The organism is Methylobacterium indicum (assembly GCF_001043895.1).
Classification (GTDB): domain Bacteria; phylum Pseudomonadota; class Alphaproteobacteria; order Rhizobiales; family Beijerinckiaceae; genus Methylobacterium; species Methylobacterium indicum.
On sequence record NZ_JTHF01000108.1, the window covers coordinates 20,478 to 38,234 of the forward strand.

17 protein-coding genes are annotated in these 17,757 nt (G+C 69.6%); 14 read left to right on the plus strand and 3 right to left on the minus strand.

Translation table 11 applies throughout. The annotated features are described in order from the left end of the window. Position 1 precedes the first annotated feature (1 nt). Both QR78_RS13140 and QR78_RS13145 read right to left on the minus strand, forming a co-directional pair. Positions 2-1,312 carry a lipopolysaccharide biosynthesis protein gene (locus QR78_RS13140; RefSeq protein WP_048427974.1) on the minus strand — a complete coding sequence of 437 codons (1,311 nt, stop codon included), beginning with the start codon at positions 1,310-1,312 and terminating at the stop codon, positions 2-4. A 92-nt stretch (positions 1,313-1,404) separates the two neighbouring features. Next, on the minus strand, positions 1,405-3,069 hold the full coding sequence (locus QR78_RS13145) for a tannase/feruloyl esterase family alpha/beta hydrolase (protein ID WP_053220906.1): 1,665 nt from the start codon (positions 3,067-3,069) through the stop codon (positions 1,405-1,407). A gap of 208 nt (positions 3,070-3,277) precedes the next feature. On the opposite strand from QR78_RS13145, the gene QR78_RS13150 reads away from it, so the two are divergent. From QR78_RS13150 to QR78_RS13185, 8 genes are all read left to right on the plus strand, one after another. Further along, positions 3,278-3,865 (plus strand): DUF3237 domain-containing protein, encoded by a 588-nt coding sequence (locus tag QR78_RS13150; protein ID WP_048427975.1) that lies wholly within the window; start codon positions 3,278-3,280, stop codon positions 3,863-3,865. Between the two features lie 40 nt (positions 3,866-3,905). After that, entirely contained in the window at positions 3,906-4,475 is a 570-nt protein-coding gene (locus QR78_RS13155) for a Uma2 family endonuclease (protein ID WP_048427976.1), read from the plus strand. 177 nt (positions 4,476-4,652) lie between these two features. Further along, entirely contained in the window at positions 4,653-5,996 is a 1,344-nt protein-coding gene (locus tag QR78_RS13160; protein ID WP_082172107.1) for an ABC transporter substrate-binding protein, read from the plus strand. Beyond that, entirely contained in the window at positions 5,996-6,928 is a 933-nt protein-coding gene (locus QR78_RS13165; RefSeq protein WP_048427977.1) for a branched-chain amino acid ABC transporter permease, read from the plus strand. The genes QR78_RS13160 and QR78_RS13165 overlap by 1 nt, the downstream gene beginning before the upstream one ends. Before the next feature lie 31 nt (positions 6,929-6,959). Beyond that, on the plus strand, positions 6,960-7,892 hold the full coding sequence (locus QR78_RS13170) for a branched-chain amino acid ABC transporter permease (RefSeq protein WP_048427978.1): 933 nt from the start codon (positions 6,960-6,962) through the stop codon (positions 7,890-7,892). Further along, on the plus strand, positions 7,889-8,659 hold the full coding sequence (locus tag QR78_RS13175; protein WP_048427979.1) for an ABC transporter ATP-binding protein: 771 nt from the start codon (positions 7,889-7,891) through the stop codon (positions 8,657-8,659). The genes QR78_RS13170 and QR78_RS13175 overlap by 4 nt, the downstream gene beginning before the upstream one ends. After that, the gene (locus tag QR78_RS13180; RefSeq protein ID WP_048427980.1) at positions 8,646-9,302 is read left to right on the plus strand and encodes an ABC transporter ATP-binding protein; all 657 of its coding nucleotides are present in this window, start codon (positions 8,646-8,648) and stop codon (positions 9,300-9,302) included. The genes QR78_RS13175 and QR78_RS13180 overlap by 14 nt, the downstream gene beginning before the upstream one ends. Before the next feature lie 18 nt (positions 9,303-9,320). Further along, the gene (locus QR78_RS13185; RefSeq protein ID WP_048427981.1) at positions 9,321-10,070 is read left to right on the plus strand and encodes an SDR family oxidoreductase; all 750 of its coding nucleotides are present in this window, start codon (positions 9,321-9,323) and stop codon (positions 10,068-10,070) included. 136 nt (positions 10,071-10,206) lie between these two features. Here the strand turns inward: QR78_RS13185 and QR78_RS13190 are convergent, their stop codons facing one another. After that, complete coding sequence (locus QR78_RS13190) at positions 10,207-10,386, minus strand: hypothetical protein (protein WP_048427982.1); 180 nt, start codon at positions 10,384-10,386, stop codon at positions 10,207-10,209. A gap of 139 nt (positions 10,387-10,525) precedes the next feature. Here QR78_RS13190 and QR78_RS13195 point away from each other — a divergent pair, with 139 nt between their 5' ends. From QR78_RS13195 to QR78_RS13220, 6 genes are all read left to right on the plus strand, one after another. Beyond that, the gene (locus QR78_RS13195; RefSeq protein WP_048427983.1) at positions 10,526-10,912 is read left to right on the plus strand and encodes a flagellar biosynthesis repressor FlbT; all 387 of its coding nucleotides are present in this window, start codon (positions 10,526-10,528) and stop codon (positions 10,910-10,912) included. A gap of 1,325 nt (positions 10,913-12,237) precedes the next feature. After that, positions 12,238-13,104 (plus strand): flagellin N-terminal helical domain-containing protein, encoded by an 867-nt coding sequence (locus QR78_RS13200; RefSeq protein WP_048427984.1) that lies wholly within the window; start codon positions 12,238-12,240, stop codon positions 13,102-13,104. Positions 13,105-13,182: 78 nt separating this feature from the next. Continuing rightward, positions 13,183-14,622 carry a GlcNAc-transferase family protein gene (locus QR78_RS13205; protein ID WP_122982721.1) on the plus strand — a complete coding sequence of 480 codons (1,440 nt, stop codon included), beginning with the start codon at positions 13,183-13,185 and terminating at the stop codon, positions 14,620-14,622. A gap of 287 nt (positions 14,623-14,909) precedes the next feature. Beyond that, positions 14,910-15,671 (plus strand): class I SAM-dependent methyltransferase, encoded by a 762-nt coding sequence (locus tag QR78_RS13210; RefSeq protein ID WP_048427986.1) that lies wholly within the window; start codon positions 14,910-14,912, stop codon positions 15,669-15,671. Positions 15,672-15,746: 75 nt separating this feature from the next. Continuing rightward, positions 15,747-17,003 carry a glycosyltransferase family 2 protein gene (locus tag QR78_RS13215; RefSeq protein ID WP_082172106.1) on the plus strand — a complete coding sequence of 419 codons (1,257 nt, stop codon included), beginning with the start codon at positions 15,747-15,749 and terminating at the stop codon, positions 17,001-17,003. A 156-nt stretch (positions 17,004-17,159) separates the two neighbouring features. Further along, a partial coding sequence (locus QR78_RS13220) for a flagellin (protein ID WP_048427996.1) occupies positions 17,160-17,757 on the plus strand: 598 nt, incomplete at its 3' end.

The window sequence follows — 17,757 nt, forward strand, 5'->3', positions numbered from 1 at the left end:
TTCATCGGGCGAAGGCCGGGGTGAGGAGGCCGAGGCGGCGATAGGCCAGGAGGGCGAGCACGGCGCCGCGGCCGGCGGTGACGAGGGAAGCCGCCAGCGCCGCCCCGGCGAGGCCTAGCAGCGGCACCAGCGCCAGGGTGAGGAGCACCGCCACGGCGAGCAGCCCGATGGTCACGGCCGCGCAGGCGCGCTCGCCGCCCAGCATCGTCAGCAAATCCTCCGCCGGCCCGCAGGCGGCGGCGAGCCCGTGGCCGGCCACCAGCATGGCGAGCAGCGGCAGGGCGGCGCGGAAATCGGGCCCGAACAGGCCGAGCAGCAGCGGCCCCGCCCCGACCACGCCGAGCCCGGTCGCGAGCGTCGCCAGCAGCGTCAGCCGCGACCAGCGCCGCACCAGGGCCTCGAGCCCGGCCCGGTCGCCCCGCGCTTGCGCCTCCGCGAAGCGCTGCGCGGTGACCGAGGAGGCGGCGTACTGGACGAAGACCACGAATTGCAGCAGCCGCGTCGCCGCGAAATAGGCCCCGACCTCCGCGGGCGGCAGCAGGAAGCCGAGCACCAGAACGTCGACGAAGTTGAAGCCGGAGCCGGCGAGATCGATCAGCGCCATCGGCAGCGCGGCGCGCAGCCACTCGCCGCACGGATAGAGTGCCCGGCCCGGCCGCTGCTCGGCCCACAGGCGCCCCGCGAGAAGGCCCGCCTGGACCGCCAGCGACAGGGCGGTGGCGGCGAGCGTGCAGGCGACCGCGATCCCGGCTTCCGCCGGGGCGCCGAACCCGACCGCGGCGAGCATCAGGGCCATGATCAGGCCCTGGCGCAGGAGGTACGGGGGCACGACGGCGAGCAGCGTCCAGTTGCGGCCCCGCGCCACGCCCTCGCAGAAATCCTGGAGCGCGAAGAGCGGCAGAACCAGCGCGGCGACCAGAACCGGCGCCCGGTAGGCCTCCGCCACGAGGCCGGGCCGCAGCCAGAGCGTGCCGGCGCCGGCCGCCGCCAGGACCGAGGCGGCGGCGAGCGAGAAGACCGCGCCGAAGACGAGGAATCCGCGCTCCGGCCCGGCGGCGCCCTGCGCCCGGTAGGTCGGCAGGAAACGGCAGGCGGCCTGGGACAGGCCCCAGGTCGAGGCGTGGCCGAGCAATGCCGTCCAGACCCAGATCGTGGCGAAGATCCCGTATTCCTCGCCGCCCATCAGCCGGGCCATCAGCACCTGGGCCACGAAGGCGCAGGCCGCCGCGGCGATCCGAACGCCGAACACCGCGAGCGCGGTGCCGGCACTGCCGCCGGCCTCCGCCTCGCCGAGAGATGCCCCGGCCGCCATTCCGCCGCTCCGAACCGCGCCGCGCGAGCCTTCTGCTTAGCGGGCCGGGCTTGCGGGCGGGTTAAGCCCGCCGCGCGAAACGTCCGGGCTCGTCAGGGTGCCCGGCAGGCGAAGCTCTCGGCGCGGTCGGGCTCGCCGCCCAGGTAGCGGGACTCCTGCGGGAACGGGCAGAGCGGGCGCGTGCGGCCCGGGAAGGCGGTGCCGCGGGCGATGAGCCGGTCGGGGGCCTCGCCCCGTTCGACCCAGGATTCGATCGCGCTCAGGGGATCGAAGTCGTCCAGCGCCGGCCCGCCGCCGCAATGGGTCATGCCCGGCACCAGGAAGAGCCGCGCCGCGGCCGCCAGGTCCTGCGCGCCGCCGTTGTGGCGGGCGAGGTCCTGCCAGTGGTCGACGAGGTCGCGGGCGGAGAAGACCGGGTCGGCGACGCCCTGGTAGACGAGGAGCCGCCCGCCGCGGGCCGTGAAGGTCGACAGGAAGGTGCCGGTCGCGTCGTTGAGCGCGGCGGTCTCGGCGATGCGCGGGGTGTCGCGGTCGACGTCGAAGCGCAGCGCGTCGAAGCCCGGATCGGGCGGGGTGAGGAAGTAGTTCGCGATCGCGGCCGGCCCGAGGGTGACGTTGCGGGCGTCGGGCGTGGCGGTCCGCGAGGTGCCGAGCTTCCAGGCCCGCCAGCCCGGTGCCGCGATTCCCGGATCCCACGCCCAGGAGGCGTAGACCGGGCGGCCCTGCCCGTCCCGGGCGCCCCCGAAGGCGCGGCGCAGGGCCTCGACCTGCGCGGGTTTCAGGCAGGTCGCGGTCTTCTCCCCCGGGCAGGCGAGGCTTCCCGGATCGAAGCGGCAGGCGGAGACCGCCTCGACCGACCCGTCGGCGAGGCCGTCGGCGGCGTCGCAGGCCTTCAAGACCGCGTCGGCCACGAGGGTCAGGTCGGCGGGGCTCAACGCCTCGGCCAGGATCGGCCGGCCCTCCGGGTCCTTCGGAGCGGCGGCGAGGAAGCTCCTCGTGTCCCAGATCTGAGCGAGGGCCGCCCGGCTCAGGCGGAAGGCCGGGGCGCCGGCGACGATGCCGTCGAAGGCGGTGGGAAAGCGCGTCGCCGCCATCAGGGCCGAGCGGCCGCCGTTGGAGCAACCCATGAAGTAGGCGTGTGCCGGGGGCCGGCCGTAGCGGGCCGCGACCAGGGCCTTGGCCTCCCGCGTCACGGTGCCGACCGCCCCGTAGGCGAAGTCGATCCGCGCCTGCTGGTCGAGGCCGAAGGCGGCGTCGGCGTTGTCGCGGCCGCGATGGCCGGAATCGGTCGAGACCACGGCGTAGCCCCTGAGCAGGGCCGGCGCCGCCGTCGCTCCCGAGACCGGGATCGCGCCCAACGCCTCGCCGACCACCCCGTCGAGCCCGCCGCCGCCCTGGAACAGGAAGCGGCCGTTCCAGGCGTCCGGCAGGCGCAGCTGGAAGCCGGTGCCGTAGGGTACGCCCCGGGCGCCGGTGCGCGGGTCGATCGTGCCCTCGACGAGGCAGTGGGCCGGCAGCGCCGCCTTCGCCCGCGCGGCGCCGGTGAGCGCGGCACGGGCCGGGTTGTCGGCCGGCAGGGTGCCGGCGGGCACCGCCTCGGCCCGGTCGATGCGCAGGTCCGGGCGGGTGAGCCCGGCGAGGTCGCCGCAGGCGAGCGGCCCGGCGAGCGCCGGCCCGGACAGACATGTGGCGAGGACCAGGATGGGCCGGAGGACCGGCCGACGCGGTTGCGCCCTCCGCTTGACGTCACGTCCCATCGGCAACCCCCAGCCCCGGAGATCCGCCGGGCCGTCGCGCGCCCGGCCCGGCTTCGCGTCCGCCACTCGGCCCGGACGGGTCGAGCCCGTCAAGCGCGGCCGGGGCAATTCGTCGGGTGGAACGCTGCGGCAGGATGCCGGCCCCCCTGTCGCCGGTTGCCGGCCGGGCGCATCATCGCCGGAGACAAGGACCAGGGAGAGAATCGCCATGCCGGACCGTGCCGCGCCGCACCCCGACCGTCGGGCCCTGCTCGTTTCCGGTGCTGCGCTCGCCGGTGCCGCCTTGTCGGGTCTCGGCCTCTCGGGACTGGCCGCGGCCGCGGAGACGCCCGCCCCTCCTGCCGGCCCCCTCTCCGACCTGCCGTTGGTGCCGCCGCGCACGGAGTTCGTCTACGAGGCCGTGGTCGAGATCGCCCCGCTGGTCTCCCTCGGCGACTCGCCGCTCGGCGAGCGCCGGATCGTGCCGATCACCGGCGGGCGCTTCCAGGGTCCGCGGATCCGCGGCACGGTGCTGCCCGGCGGTGCGGATCGGCAGCTCGTGCGCAAGGACGGCGTCCGGCGCCTCGACGCCCTCTACGAGATGCAGGCCGAGGACGGGGCGATCCTGACCGTCCGCAACCAGGTCCTGATCGATCCCGGCCGCGACGGCGCGCCGGACTACCGGTTCTCCACCATCGAGGTGACGGCGCCCGAGGGGCCGCATGCCTGGCTCAACCGGCTGGTGCTCGTCGGCACCCTGCACAGCCTGCGCCCGGCCCAGGCCGCGGTGCTGGTGCGGGCGTTCCGGCTGGCGTGAGACGTGGTATCCTCGCCGAGGATGTACGGGAGCGCCCGCCATGCGCGCCGCCGAGACGCGTGACCCCCCGATGAGCCTCGACGGCTTCCTGGCCTTCCTCGCCGAGCGGCCGGCCGGGGAGCGCTGGGAGCTGGCCGATGGGGTGCCGCTGATGAACGCCCAGCCGACGCGGCGGCACGACTGGATCCAGACCAACATCCTCGAGAGCCTGCGGCAGCACAGGCGTCGTCACGGCAGCCCCTGGCGCCCCTCCGGTCCGAGCCAGGTGCCGGTGCCGGGGGAGGCCCGCACCGTGGCGCCCGATATCCTCGTCGCTCCCGACGACGGCCGCCATGACCTCTGCGTGACGCCCTCGCCGCTCGTCGTGTTCGAGGTCCTCTCCCCCAGCGACACCCCGCGGCGCCAGGCCTCGAAGCTCGCCGCCTACGCCGCCGTGGCCTCGATCCGGTGCGTCGTGCTGGTGCGCCAGGACCGGCGCGCGGTGACGGTGCATCGCCGAAATCCGGTGGGCGGCCTGTCGCCCGCCGCTTGTCCCGAGTCGGTCGACTTGCCGGAGATCGGCGTCACGCTGACGCTCGCGGCGATCTACGACGACATCCCGCTCGCGTGACGGCGGCCCGCCGCCGGGGGCCAGGGCGCCGTCCACTCCCATATCTCGAACCTCTCGCTCGTGGGCGAACAAGCTATTGGACAGGAGGTCACCGCGCCCCCATGATCCCGCCCGCGGCCAGGCCCCCGACGCCATTTCCAGAGGGGCCGGCCCGCGTCGGAAGTCAGGGAGGAAGGCATGGCCGGGACGGGTCGTGACGGTGTCGTCACGCGGCGCGAGGCGCTGATCGGAGCGGGCGCGGCGGGAGCGAGCCTGCTGATGCCGGGCCGCAGCGCCTGGGCGCAGGGCGCGGCGAAGCCCGCCGAGATCAAGGTCGGCATCGCCACCTACCTGTCGGGTCCGGCCAGCGTCTTCGGCGTGCCCGGCCGCCAGACCGCCGAGATGCTGTTCGACGAGATCAACGCGGCCGGCGGGATCGCCGGTGTGAAGGTGCGGCCGATCTTCGTCGACGAGGGCCCGGGCGTCGACCATGTCGTCGGCGAGTACCGCCGCCTCGTCCAGTCGGAGGGCGTGCACCTGATCTTCGCGGCGATCTCGTCGGCGGACTGCATCGCCTGCGCGCCGCTCTCCGACGAATTGAAGCGCCCGACGCTCTTGTGGGATTGCGGCACCCAGCGCATCTTCGAGGATAACCGCTACTCGTATGCCTTCCGCACCCAGGCCAATGCGACGCCGGAGATCCTGGCCGCGCTCCTCTACCTCCTGAAGGTCAAGCCCGACTTCAAGTCGATCGCGGTGATCAACCAGGACTATGCCTGGGGCCGCGACTCCTGGGACATTTTTCGGACGGCGATGAACACCCTGAAGCCCGGGGTGAAGGTTGCGGCCGAGCTGTTTCCGCGCTTCGGCGCCACCGACTTCTCGACCGAGATCACCCGCGTGCTGGCGTTGCGGCCCGACGTGGTGCTGTCGACCTCCTGGGGCGGCGACCTCGACGCGCTGATCCGCCAGGCCTCGGACCGCAAGCTGTTCGAGCGCGCGACCTTCGTGATGCCGCTCGCCGAATCCTCGCTCCAGCGCGTCGGCAAGGCGCTGCCCGCCGGCCACATCGTCGGGGCGCGCGGCGACCACTGGTTCCTCCACCCCTCCCCAGCCGATCCCGAGCGGCTGAAGCGCTTCAGCGACACCTACAAGGCCAAGTACAATGCCTGGCCGATCTATCCGTGCTTCCACATGGCCCAGGCCGTCTCGGCGATGAAGGCCGGCATCGAGAAGGCGGTGGCGGCGAAGGGCGGCGGCTGGCCGACCGATGCGGAACTGGCCTCCGCCTTCAAGGGCCTCGAATTCCCCTCGCCGACCGCGAGCGTGCGGATCCGCGAGGACGGCCAGGGCCTCGAGAACCAGCTCATCGGCACCACCCTGCACTCCGACAAGTACCCGTTCCCGGTGCTCACCGACATGATCGTCTTCCCGGCCGAGTCGGTGACGACGCCGGTCGGCCAGAAGAGTGCCGACTGGCTGAAGACGCTGACCCCCGACATGGTGGCCAAGCTCCCGCAGGCGCAGGCCTTCAAGAGCTGATGGCCTGGTTGTCGGAGAACGGGATCCTCGTCGGGCTCGCCCTGCTCGACGGGCTGTCCTACGCCGCCGCCGTCTTCATGGTGGCGGTCGGCCTGAACCTGGTGTTCGGCGTGCTGCGGGTGCTCAACGTGGCCCATGGCAGCCTCTACGCCATTGGCGGCTACGCGGCGGCCTCCATCGGGCTGTTCGCGGCCTCGCTGGGCGCGCCGCCCTGGCTCGGCCTGCCGATCCTGCTCGCGGCCGCCGTGCTCGTCGGCGTCGCGCTCGGGCCGGTGATCGAACGGCTCTTGCTGCGCCGGATGCAGGACCGCGAGCCGGTCCTGCAGCTCCTCGTCACCTTCGCGCTGTTCATGATCCTGGAGGACCTGCAGAAGCTGGTCTGGGGCGTGCAGCCGGTGGTGTTCGACGCGCCGCTGAAATGGCTCGGCACCGTCGACGTGCCGTTCGGCCAGGACGCGATCCCGTTCACTGCCTACCAGCTCTACGTGCTGCCGGGTGTGGCCCTCGCGACGCTCGCCATCCTGGCTTGCGTGCTGCGCTACACGCTGACCGGCCGCATGGTCGTGGCGGTCACGGTCGACCGCGAGGCGGCCCGGGCCATGGGGATCGACGCCGCCAGGGTGACGATGCTGACCTTCACGGTCGGCGCCGCGCTCGCCGCGCTCGGCGGTGCGCTCGCCGCCCCCACCGTCTCGCTGGTGCCGGGCGTCGGCGCCTCGACCATCGTGCTCTCCTTCGCGGTGGTGGCGACGGCGGGCCTCGGCCAGATCGAGGGGGCGGCGGTCGCCGCCCTCCTCATCGGCCTCGGCCGGTCCTTCGCGGTCTATGTCGCGCCGGAATTCGAGGTGGTGGTGCCCTACGCCATCATGGTGGCGGTGCTGCTGTTTCGGCCACAAGGCCTGTTCGGCGTGGCGGAGACCCGGCGGATATGACCTGCAATTCCTTGCACGGAGGCGCCGCGCGATGACCCGCCGCTCCGAAACTCTTTTCGCGCTGGCCGGCGCCGTGCTGATCCTCGTCCTCGCCTATGCGGTGCCGTGGCTGCGCTTCGTGCTCACCATCGCGCTCGCCAAGGGGCTCGCCGTGCTCGGCATCCTGCTCCTGCTGCGGGCCGGCCAGGTCAGCTTCGGCCATGCGCTCTACCTCGCGCTCGCCGCCTACACGGTGGCGTTCGGCGCGGTTCTCGTGCCGGAGGCCCTGCTGCTGCTCCCGGCCGCGGCCCTGCTCGCCGGGATCGTCGGCCTGCTGATCGGCCTCTTCGTGGTGCGCTACCGCGAGATCTTCTTCGGCATGCTGAATCTCGCGCTCAGCATGGTCTTCTACTCGGTGCTGGAAAAGTTCTACGCGCTCACCCACGGAGCCGACGGCATCCGGCTCCCGCCGGTGACGGTCCTCGGCCGTCCGCTCGCCGGCGAGACGGGCGAGTGGACGGTGCTGGGCATCGCCCTCGTCCTGGCGCTCGCCTGCGGTGCGCTGGTGCGGGTGGCGCTCGCCTCGCCGCTCGGGGAAGCGCTCGCCGGCATCAAGACCCGGGAGACCCGGCTCGACTTCATGGGCGTGTCCCCGAAGCGCGTGCTGCTCGCGGCCTACGTGGCGTCGGCCGTGATGGCGGGCTTCGCCGGGGCGATCATCGCGCTCACCACCCGGCACGTCACCCCGGCACTCAGCTACTGGACCACCTCGGGCGAGCTCGTCTTCATCGCGATCCTCGGCGGGGCCGGCAGCGTGCTCGGGCCATTCCTGGGGGCGGCGGCCTACGAGCTGACCCGGGTCTATGCCGCGGCGACCTTCGCCAATGCCTGGCAGCTGGTGCTCGGCCTCGTGCTGCTGGCCGTCATCGTGTTCGCGCCGGGCGGCATCTGGGGCATGATCACGAGCCGCCGGAGGGCCGCATGACCGCGCTTCTCTCGGCAAAGGGTCTGCGCCTCGCCTTCGGCGGGCTCAAGGCGGCGGACGGGATCGACCTCGACGTCGAGGCCGGCGAGTTCCTGGCGATCATCGGCCCGAACGGCGCGGGTAAGACCACCTTCATCAACATGACGACCGGCTACCTCAAGCCGCAAGGGGGGACGATCGCCTTCGAGGGCAAGCCGATCCTCGGCCTGTCGCCGCGGCGCATCGTCGGGCTCGGGGTCGCGCGCAGCTTCCAGCTGCCGCAGCTCTTCACCGAGCACACCGTGCTCCAGAACGTGGCCCTCGCGGTCGCGGCCCGCGAGGGCGTCTGGTCGGTGCTCACCCCGCTCTTGCGCCCGCGCTTCCGCGACGAGGCGGCGGAGCTGATCGCGCGCTTCGGGCTGACCCGCATCACCGACGTGCGGGCCGACGCCCTCAACGAGGGCGCGCGCAAGCTCGTCGACATCGCCATGGCGGTGGCGCTCCGGCCCCGCCTCCTCCTGATGGACGAGCCGACGAGCGGCGTCGCCGCGGCGGAAAAAATGGCCATCGTCGAGACCCTGGTGCGGGTCCTGCGCGAGGCGGGTGTGACGGCGGTCTTCGTGGAGCACGACATGGAGGTGGTCGGGCGCTTCGCCGACCGGGTCGCCGTCTGGGGCCAGGGCAGGATCGCGGCGCTCGGGTCCCCGTCCCGGATCCTCAACGATCCGGAGGTGCAGCGTACGGTGATCGGCATCGCACCGAACGGAGGCGCCCATGCTGCGGCTTGAGGGAGCGGCGGTGGAGATCGCGGGCGCCCCCGTGCTCCGCGGCGTCTCGCTCGCCGTGCCGCCGGGCGGGCGCGTGGCGCTGATCGGCCGCAACGGCGCCGGCAAGACCACGACGCTGCGCGCCCTGATGGGGCTCCTGCCCCTCCAGGCCGGCCGGCTCGTCCTCGACGGGCAGGAGGCCGGTGCCGTGCCGGCGCATCACCGTGCGCGGCTCGGCATCGGCTACGCGCCGGAGGAGCGCAAGCTGTTCGGCAGCTTCACGGTGCAGGACAATCTGCTGCTGCCGGCCCAGGTGCTCAAACTACCCAAGGCGGAAGTCTCGCGGCGGCTGGATTCCGTCTACGCGCTCCTGCCGGAACTCAAGGATTTCGCGCCGCGCAAGGCGGCGGGCCTGTCGGGCGGCCAGGGCAAGATGGTGGCGCTCGGCCGCGCCCTGATGGTCGGCACCCGCGCGGTGCTCCTCGACGAGCCGTTCCAGGGCCTCGCCCCGGCGCTCGCCCTTCGCTACGCCGAGGCCCTGGCGCGCCTGCGCGCCGCGCTCCCCGACGTCGCGATCCTGATCACCGAGAGCAGCCCGGACCTGCTGCGGGCGCTCGTCGACACCACCATCCAGATCGAGCGCGGCGAGATCTCGGCCGCGTAACGCAAGGAGATTTTTTCAATGAGGCTCAACGGCAAGGTCGCGATCGTCACCGGCGCCGGCGGCGGCTTCGGCGAGGGCATCGCCAAGCGCTACGCCGCGGAGGGCGCCAAGGTCGCGGTGCTCGACCTGCGGGGCGATGCCGCCGAGCGGGTGGCGGCCGAGATCGGCGAATCCGCCATCGCCATCGCGGCGGATGTCGGCAGCGCCGCGGATGTCGCGGCGGCGGTCGCGCGCACCACCGAGGCCTTCGGCACGCCCCACATCCTGGTCAACAACGCCGGCACCACCCACCGCAACCAGCCGCTGATGGAGGTCGACGAGGAGGCCTTCGACCGGGTCTTCCGGGTCAACGTGAAGTCGATCTTCCACTTCGTCCGGGCGCTGGCGCCCGCGATGCGCGACAATGGCGGCGGCGTGATCCTGAACGTCGGCTCGACCGCCGGCATCCGGCCCCGTCCCGGCCTGACCTGGTACAACGCCTCGAAGGGGGCGGTGAACCTGATGTCGAAGTCGCTGGCCGTCGAGCTGGCGCCGTGGAAGATCCGCGTCAACGCGCTCTGCCCGGTGATGGGCGAGACCGGCCTGCTGGAGGCTTTCATGGGCGTGCCCGACACGCCGGAGAACCGGGCGAAGTTCGTCGCGACGATCCCGCTGGGGCGGATGTCGCGGGCGTCCGACATCGCCAACGTGGCGTTGTTCCTGGCCTCCGACGAGGCGGAGTTCATCACGGGCGTGGAGATGCCGATCGACGGGGGGCGGACGGTGTGACGTGACCGAACCCGCGCCTTCCGTCCGGGGGGCGCGGTCGAGCCGCTGCGGCGATCTCGGAAGCCCCTTGCGGAGGGGCACTGTCGTCCGATGCCGGCCGCGCTTCTCCCATTCCGGTGTCTTGATGCGTTCGCGCTCACCCGTGGTCCGGCCGGACGGCATCGTCGCGCTCGGAGTGGTGCGCCGGCATCTCCGACGTCGCACCTGAGCTGCCGAACGATGGGATCTCCCGGCCTTGCGAACCGTCTTCGTTGCGCGGCTGCGCTCCCGCCGCACCATGCGCCTTGACGAGAAACGGGTCTCTCTGCTGCGCCATCCCTCGATCCTCGTTCAGCCGGGAGCCTCCGGGACACCCTGAGCGGTTTCCTCTCCCCCGGCGTCGCTCTCCACCCTGGAGTTTGCGAAAAATTCAGACTAATGCGGCACTGAACGATGAGGACAAAAGTGCTTGCTTCATGGCCCTGCGCATCGACCTCAAACCGCACGAACGGCTGATTATCGGCGACGTCTCGATCCGCAACGGCAGTCGCCGTGCATCCCTGACCTTCGAGACGAAGGCAAAATTTCTTCGTGAAAAAGATATTTTGACGGAAAGCCAGGCCAAGACGGCCTGTGAGAGATTGTATGTCATCCTCCAGGCGATCTATCTCACTGAAAAGGATCTGATGATCGAGAACGAGTTCATAGCTCATGCGAACGAGATCATGAACAGCGTTCCGACCATGGGTCTGTATATCGCCGAAATCCACAAAAAGATCGAGGATGGTGATTACTATCAGGCGCTCAAGGTTGGTCAGGATCTCATGAATTACGAGAAATACCTGACGAAACTGGTCGAATAGCAGCCTTCCGTCGGCAGATTCTCCTAGAGACGGCGTATCCGGGGCCATGCGGGGCGGCGCCGTTTCCACGCGCCCCAGCGAAGCCGACCTGCCTGAGGTGGCACGCGACCGAACGTCCGATCGGGTTCTACCGCTCGCGCCCGTCGGACGCAGTTCCCGCGCTGCCGGATCGACATCGACCGCTCCGCGCCGTGGCCGGGTCCCGGCGATGTCGATCGCGGGCGGGCGAGCACCGGGCGCCGCCTCGACCGGCGATAAGCCCGATCCGGCGGTATGAGGCCGTCCGGCTGCCAGTCCGGCCCCCGACGACGCGGATCTCGCTTCGCCGCCGACGATGCGGCACGATCGAGGACCGAGCGTGGTCGCCGTTGCCGGGTCACGCCCGCCACACGACGGGACGGCGGACGCGAGTCGGACCGAGCATGCCCTCTCGTGAGCGCTCTCCCCGCCCCGGATCTCCGCCCGCCCTGGCGTTGGTTGTCCGATGCCGGGGCGCCTCGTGGTGGAACGTCCGCCGACCGTCGCGCCACTTGGCCGCTGTCATGATGCTGGCGACCGACGTCGCTTTGGTGCGCCCCCTCTCCCTCCACGCCGAGCGGCGTCGATCACCGCGCATCCGCCGATCGGCCTCGGGGTACGACACGGATTTGCGACTGGATTAGCCCATCGGATATAATTCTCCGAGACAGATCCGGCGACCCCTGAATCGGCCGAAAGAGTAAACGTGCGTGCCGGACGTCGCCCCGGACAGAGGCCATGGCCCGCCTGCATTCGTGTGGAACACGGTTCATCCAGGCGAACGTCTGCGCCGGTCGAGTCCGGACTGCATGGACGATCTCTCTCATCATGCTGCGAGGGGGCAGATCTTGCTCCCGGCCTATGCATCGATGCACAGCATCGATGCATAGGCCGGGCGACGAAGGATGGTCGACACGTCGATTTGTCACAGATAAAATCGGTTTTTTATATTTAAAATAGATATCAATATAAATTATATCGAATTGCATTTTGTAAATAATCTGATATTTTCATATTATATATAAAGATATACAATATAAAATGGCAAGGTAGGCAAAAGATAGCGATAATTTTTGCCGGCTTAATGCGATGACCTCTCGGTTCATGTCTATCGGGCGACGGGATCGTGATTGCGGCAATCCCGATAGACAGCAAGCGATATATTCCTCGCGGGAGTTCTGCCGGAATCCACGTCAGCCAGCGTTCGAGCCACCGATGAAACGGCGCGGGGATGGCGGAGGGAACGTTTCATTAATCATTAACGGCGTACAACGTCGCAAGTGGCTTGACGAAGTGGAAATGGACCGATGGCTGTGGCGCTTTCCTCGGGTATCCGCGATACCCTGGTGACCATCCAGCAGACCGTTGCAGAGGCAACCATCTCGCAGACGCGGCTGGCGACCGGTAAGAAGGTCAACTCCGCCCTCGACAACCCGTTGAACTACTTCGCCGCCGCGACGCTCGATCAGCGCGCCGGCGACCTCTCCGGCCTGCAGGACAACATGCAGCAGGCCGTGCGCACGATCACGGCCGCGAGCACCGGCATCGACGGCATGACCAAGCTGCTCCAGACGGCGCAGGGCCTTGCCAACTCGGCCGCCGCGGAGAGCGACCAGACCCGCCGCGCCACCCTCGCCACCCAGTTCAACACCGTGTTGAGCCAGGTCGACGAGCTGATGAAGAACTCGGGCTACAACGGCACCAACCTGCTCAACGGCGACAAGCTCTCGCTGTCCTTCGACCCCAAGTCGACGACCTCGACCATGGTCATCCAGTCCTCGACCGGCTCGGTGGGCGTCGCCGGCTCGCTCGGCCTGACCGCCTCGCGTCTCGGCGTGGCGACGGCGGCCAACTCGACCTGGACCAACGGCGCCAGCGACACGATCGGCGACGCGGGCATCAAGACCACCCTGACGGCGCTGAGCACGGCGATCAGCACGCTGCGGATCGAGGCCAGCGGCCTGGGCTCGAGCCAGACCATCGTGTCGGCCCGCCAGGCCTTCACGACCTCGATGGTCAACACCCTGAAGGCGGGTGCCGGCGACCTGACGCTGGCCGACCTGAACGAGGAAGGCGCCAAGCTGAGCTCGCTCAACACCCGCGGCCAGATCGCCCAGACCGCCCTGTCGCTCGCCACCCAGCGCGACCAGCAGGTCATGCAGCTCCTGAAGTAAGAGCGACGCCGTAACCCGACGTCTTCGCACACCAGCCTCACGCGATCTGTCGCGGGCGGCCAGCCTTCGAGCTCAACGATGATGCACCTTGCTCGGCCGTTGCAGGACGAAGACCTGCAGGGCCATCACGAGCGCGCGCTCGCCGTGCGCGCGGACGGCGACCCGGCGGTCCACGACCCGGCATGGGGCCGCGACCGCATCTTCGTCTCGATCGCGGCCTTCCGCGATCCGGAATGCCAGAAGACGATCGCCGACCTCTTCGCCAAGGCCGATCGGCCCGAGCGCGTGACGGTCGGCCTCATCCGGCAGATGGATCTCGTCGAGGATCTGGCGCATCTGGCGGGGCCCGCGATCCCGGCGGACCGCGTCCGCGAGATGCGCTTCGACTGGCGCGAGAGCCGCGGCGTGTGCTGGGCGCGCTTCCTCGCCCAGAGCCTGTGGCGCGGCGAGGCCTACGTCCTGCAGATCGACGCCCACATGATGTTCGCGGCGGGCTGGGACACCAAGCTCATCGAGGATCTCGAGCGCTGCCCCGGCAAGAAGTCGCTGATCTCGTTCGGGTCGCCCCCCTACCTGTCGCCGGGGGATATCCTGTCCGACCTGTATCCCGGCATCGTCATTCCCGGGACCTTCCTCGATTGCGGCGCCATCCGCTTCAGCGGCATCTGGCCGTGCGCGGAGGTCGAGGAGCAGTTCCGGATTCCATCCCTCCTGGCTGGCGGCGTGTTCGGGCCCGGCGAGATGATCCGGGAGGTGCCCTACGACCCGCACCAGTGCTTCGCCCTCGAAGAGGCGTCCTATGTCATCCGCCTGTTCACCCATGGCTGGGACGTGTATTCCGCCCGCACGCGCACGATGTGGCACCAGTACCGCCACAATAACACGCTGAAGCGCAAGGACGACTTCGATCCCGGCCATGCGGCCCGGAACGCCGACTTCACGCGGCGCGCCTACATGCGCTTCAACCATATGACGAAGCACGGCCGCTCGACGCATCCGCGGGACACCGAGGATCTCGACCTGTTCGGGCTCGGAGACGTCCGGACGCTCGCCGCCTACGAGGACTTTTCCGGCATCGACCTTCGCGGCAAGCGGGTCAGCGAGTACGCGCTCCGGGCCCGCTACATCCCGGACATCCACGAGATCGTGAAGTTCAACGTCGCCTGCCTCGACACCGAGGGCGAGACGCCGCCTGCCATGATGAGCGAGACGGAGCGCCTGCTGCGCATCGCGATGCGGGACTGGAGCGTCGACCGGCTCTCCGACGAGCTCGTCGAGACGATGCTGGCGATCGCGAAATCCGACCTCGCCGACATCTTCCAGATGCGCAAGGGCGCGGAGGTCTTCGCCCGCCGCTTCGAGCTGAAGTCGGACTTCATGAACTGGGACCACGCCGCCCTGGTGTCGGAGCTCGCGCGCCTCGTCGCCGCCGTCGAGCACATCAACGCCGCGCAGGACGCCCCGGCGCCACCAGCGCCCGAACACCGGGCACCGGCCCCGCACGCGCTCAGCGCCTGAGGCCACGGCGCCCGATCGCCTCGCGATCGGGCGCCGCTCGTGCTGTTCCCTCCTGCCGCGGACACCGCGCCGGACCGGGCCCATGCCTCGTCGCCCATGCCTTGTACCCCATGCCTTGTACCCCATGCCTCGTCGGAGGATGCCGGAGAGAAAGGCGCGCGAGCGGCAGGGCGTAGAGGTCGCCGCACCGTAGTCGACGATGCCGGTAGAGATGCCGTCAGCGAACGATCTCGGGCGATCACATCCAGCTGCAAGATATCATCCAGACAAGATTCGGGATACGGGCGATGCAGATCCTCCAGGCCAAACCCTCGCTCGGCGAAGACTGCTTCGCGCGGGTCGGCGGAATCAACTACGTCGAGGTCTTGACGGCGATCCACCGCAACCTGCGGCCGGCGACCTATCTCGAGATCGGGGTGTTCACCGGCAACACCCTGCGGCTGTCGCAATGCCCGACGATCGGGGTCGATCCGGAGTTCCGGATCGGCGGGCTGCCGGCGAACTGCCCCGCCCTGCATCTGTTCCAGAAGCCCAGCGACGCCTTCTTCAAGGACCACGACCCGACGGCGATCCTCGGCGCGCCGATCGACCTCGCGTTCCTCGACGGCATGCACCGCTTCGAGTACCTGCTCCGCGACCTGATCCACACGGAAGCGCATTGCCGGCCGAACTCGGTCGTCGTGCTGCACGATTGCCTGCCGGGCGACGCCCACATCACGGCGCGCAGCATGGCGGATCCGCGGCGGGCCCAGTCGTCCCACCCGGATTTCTGGGCGGGCGACGTCTGGAAGCTCCTGCCGATCCTGCGCCGCTACCGGCCGGACCTGCGCATCGTCGCGACCGACGCCGCGCCGACCGGGCTCGTCTTCCTGACCAACCTGAACCCGTCCTGCACCATCCTGCAGAAGAACTACTTCGCCATCGTCGAAGAGTGGCTCAACGTCGATCTCGCCGATTACGGGGTCGCGCGCCTCATCGACGAGGCCGATCCGATCAAGGCGCGCCAGATGGTGTCGCCGGAATTCTGCGCCAACCGCTTCTGGCTCTGAATTCCCGTCGCCAGATCGGCACCCCCTTTCGCCGTCCTTCACGTCCATTCCGATCCGCCAGGTCCGGGGCGATTCATGTCTCACTCTCTCGCTGCCGCCATCCCCGCGCAGGATTCGCCCGCGTCCGCCGAGGCGCATCGCGCGCGCCCCGTCGTGTCGATCGTCGTGCCGACCTACCGGCGGACCGAGCGCCTCGACCGGTTCTTCCGGCATCACGTCAAGATGCTGGACGAGATCGGGGTCAGCTACGAGATCCTGGTCATCGACGACGCCTCCCCGGACAACACGCAGGACATCGTCAGGTCCTGGGCCGAGACGTGCCCCCACATCCGGTCGATCCGCAACGCGAAGAACGTCGGTTTCCGCCCGAACTACCTCGCCTGCCTGCGGGAGGCGAAGGGCCATCTGACGGTCTATGTCGGGAACGACGACCTGCTGATCGGGGAGAGCCTGCTCAAGCACATCGAGCAGATGGCCCGTGATCCCGAGATCGTCATGCTGCAGGCGCCCTGGTTCCTGCTCGACGAGCACAGCGGCAACAAGATCACCGGTCGCTCGTACGAGGTCGAGAGCGAATATCGCTTCTACCGCGGCGAGCACGGGCGCTGCCTCGATTTCGTCCTGCAGCGCCATGTCTTCCCGGAGTGGTACATCATCAGGACGGATGCGGCCGCCGAGATTGCCGGGCCGTACGACCGGACGACCTATCACTTCTTCTCGCATCTCTCGAACGCGCTCGAGATCGGCGACGTCGTCTTCGCGGCCGAACCCTACGCCATCGTGACGGCGATTTCGCGGGGCGAGGACAGCCATGTCGGCAACACCGAGACGCTGTTCGGCTGGGACGAGTACCGGGGCGGCATCGAGCATCTCGCCGCCGCGGCCCGGCGGCAGGACCCGTCCTGGATTCAGGGCCAGCCGGACCTGATGAAGCGGATCCAGGATTTCACCAACATCCGGATGGACGTCGCCCTCAGGCTGCATACGGGAGCGAGGAACTGGCTCCATGCCTGGCACCTCAAGTGCCGGCTGGATGCCTACGGGGCGGGCTCGCTGTCGCCGGACGCTGCTACGGAACTGTGCTCGCTCGCCGCCATGGAGGCGTGCGTGACCGAACTCGTCCGTACCGGCCACCGCACCATCGTGGTGAGCGAGCGCTGCTTCGCGATCTTCCGCGAGGTCATCAGGATCGATCCCGAGGTCACGCTCCTGTGCGAGGGCGACACCCGGGAGGCGGAAGCCACCGCCTGCATCACCTTCGGCAGCCCCCCTACCCTCGTCGGCAAGACGGTCGTCGACCTGGTCGCCACCATGCGCCGCTATCGCGCCTAAGCGACGACCGGATCGTAGTATTCAGAAACGTACAGAGACAAAATAACTGTTACGTCAACACATTCTTAACGATGCCTGGTTGGGGCTTCTTAACGATCTAACAGTATGGTTTCCGTCAGCACGAAAATGTGCTCTCGGCATTCAAAAGGATAAACCATGCCTGTCTCGCTTTCGTCGGGTGTCCGCGATACCCTGGTGACCATCCAGCAGACCGTTGCCGAAGCGACCCTGTCGCAGACGCGGCTGGCGACCGGGAACAAGGTCAACACCGCCCTCGACAACCCGATGTCCTACTTCGCCGCCGCGAGCCTCAACCAGCGCGCCGACGATCTCTCCGGCCTGCAGGACAACATGCAGCAGGCCGTGCGCACCATCACGGCCGCCAGCACCGGCATCGACGGCATGACCAAGCTGCTCCAGACGGCGCAGGGCATCGCCACGTCCGCCGCCGCGGAGAGCGACCAGACCCGCCGCGCCACCCTCGCCACCCAGTTCAACACCGTGTTGAGCCAGGTCGACGAGCTGATGAAGAACTCGGGCTACAACGGCGTCAACCTGCTCAACGGCGACAAGCTCTCGCTGTCCTTCGACCCGAAGGCGACGACCTCGACGATGGTCATCCAGTCGTCGAACGGCTCGGCGGGTGTCGCGGGCTCGCTCGGCCTGACCGCCTCGCGCCTCGGCGTGGCGACGGCGGCCAACTCGACCTGGACCAACGGCGCCAGCGACACGATCGGCGACGCGGGCATCAAGA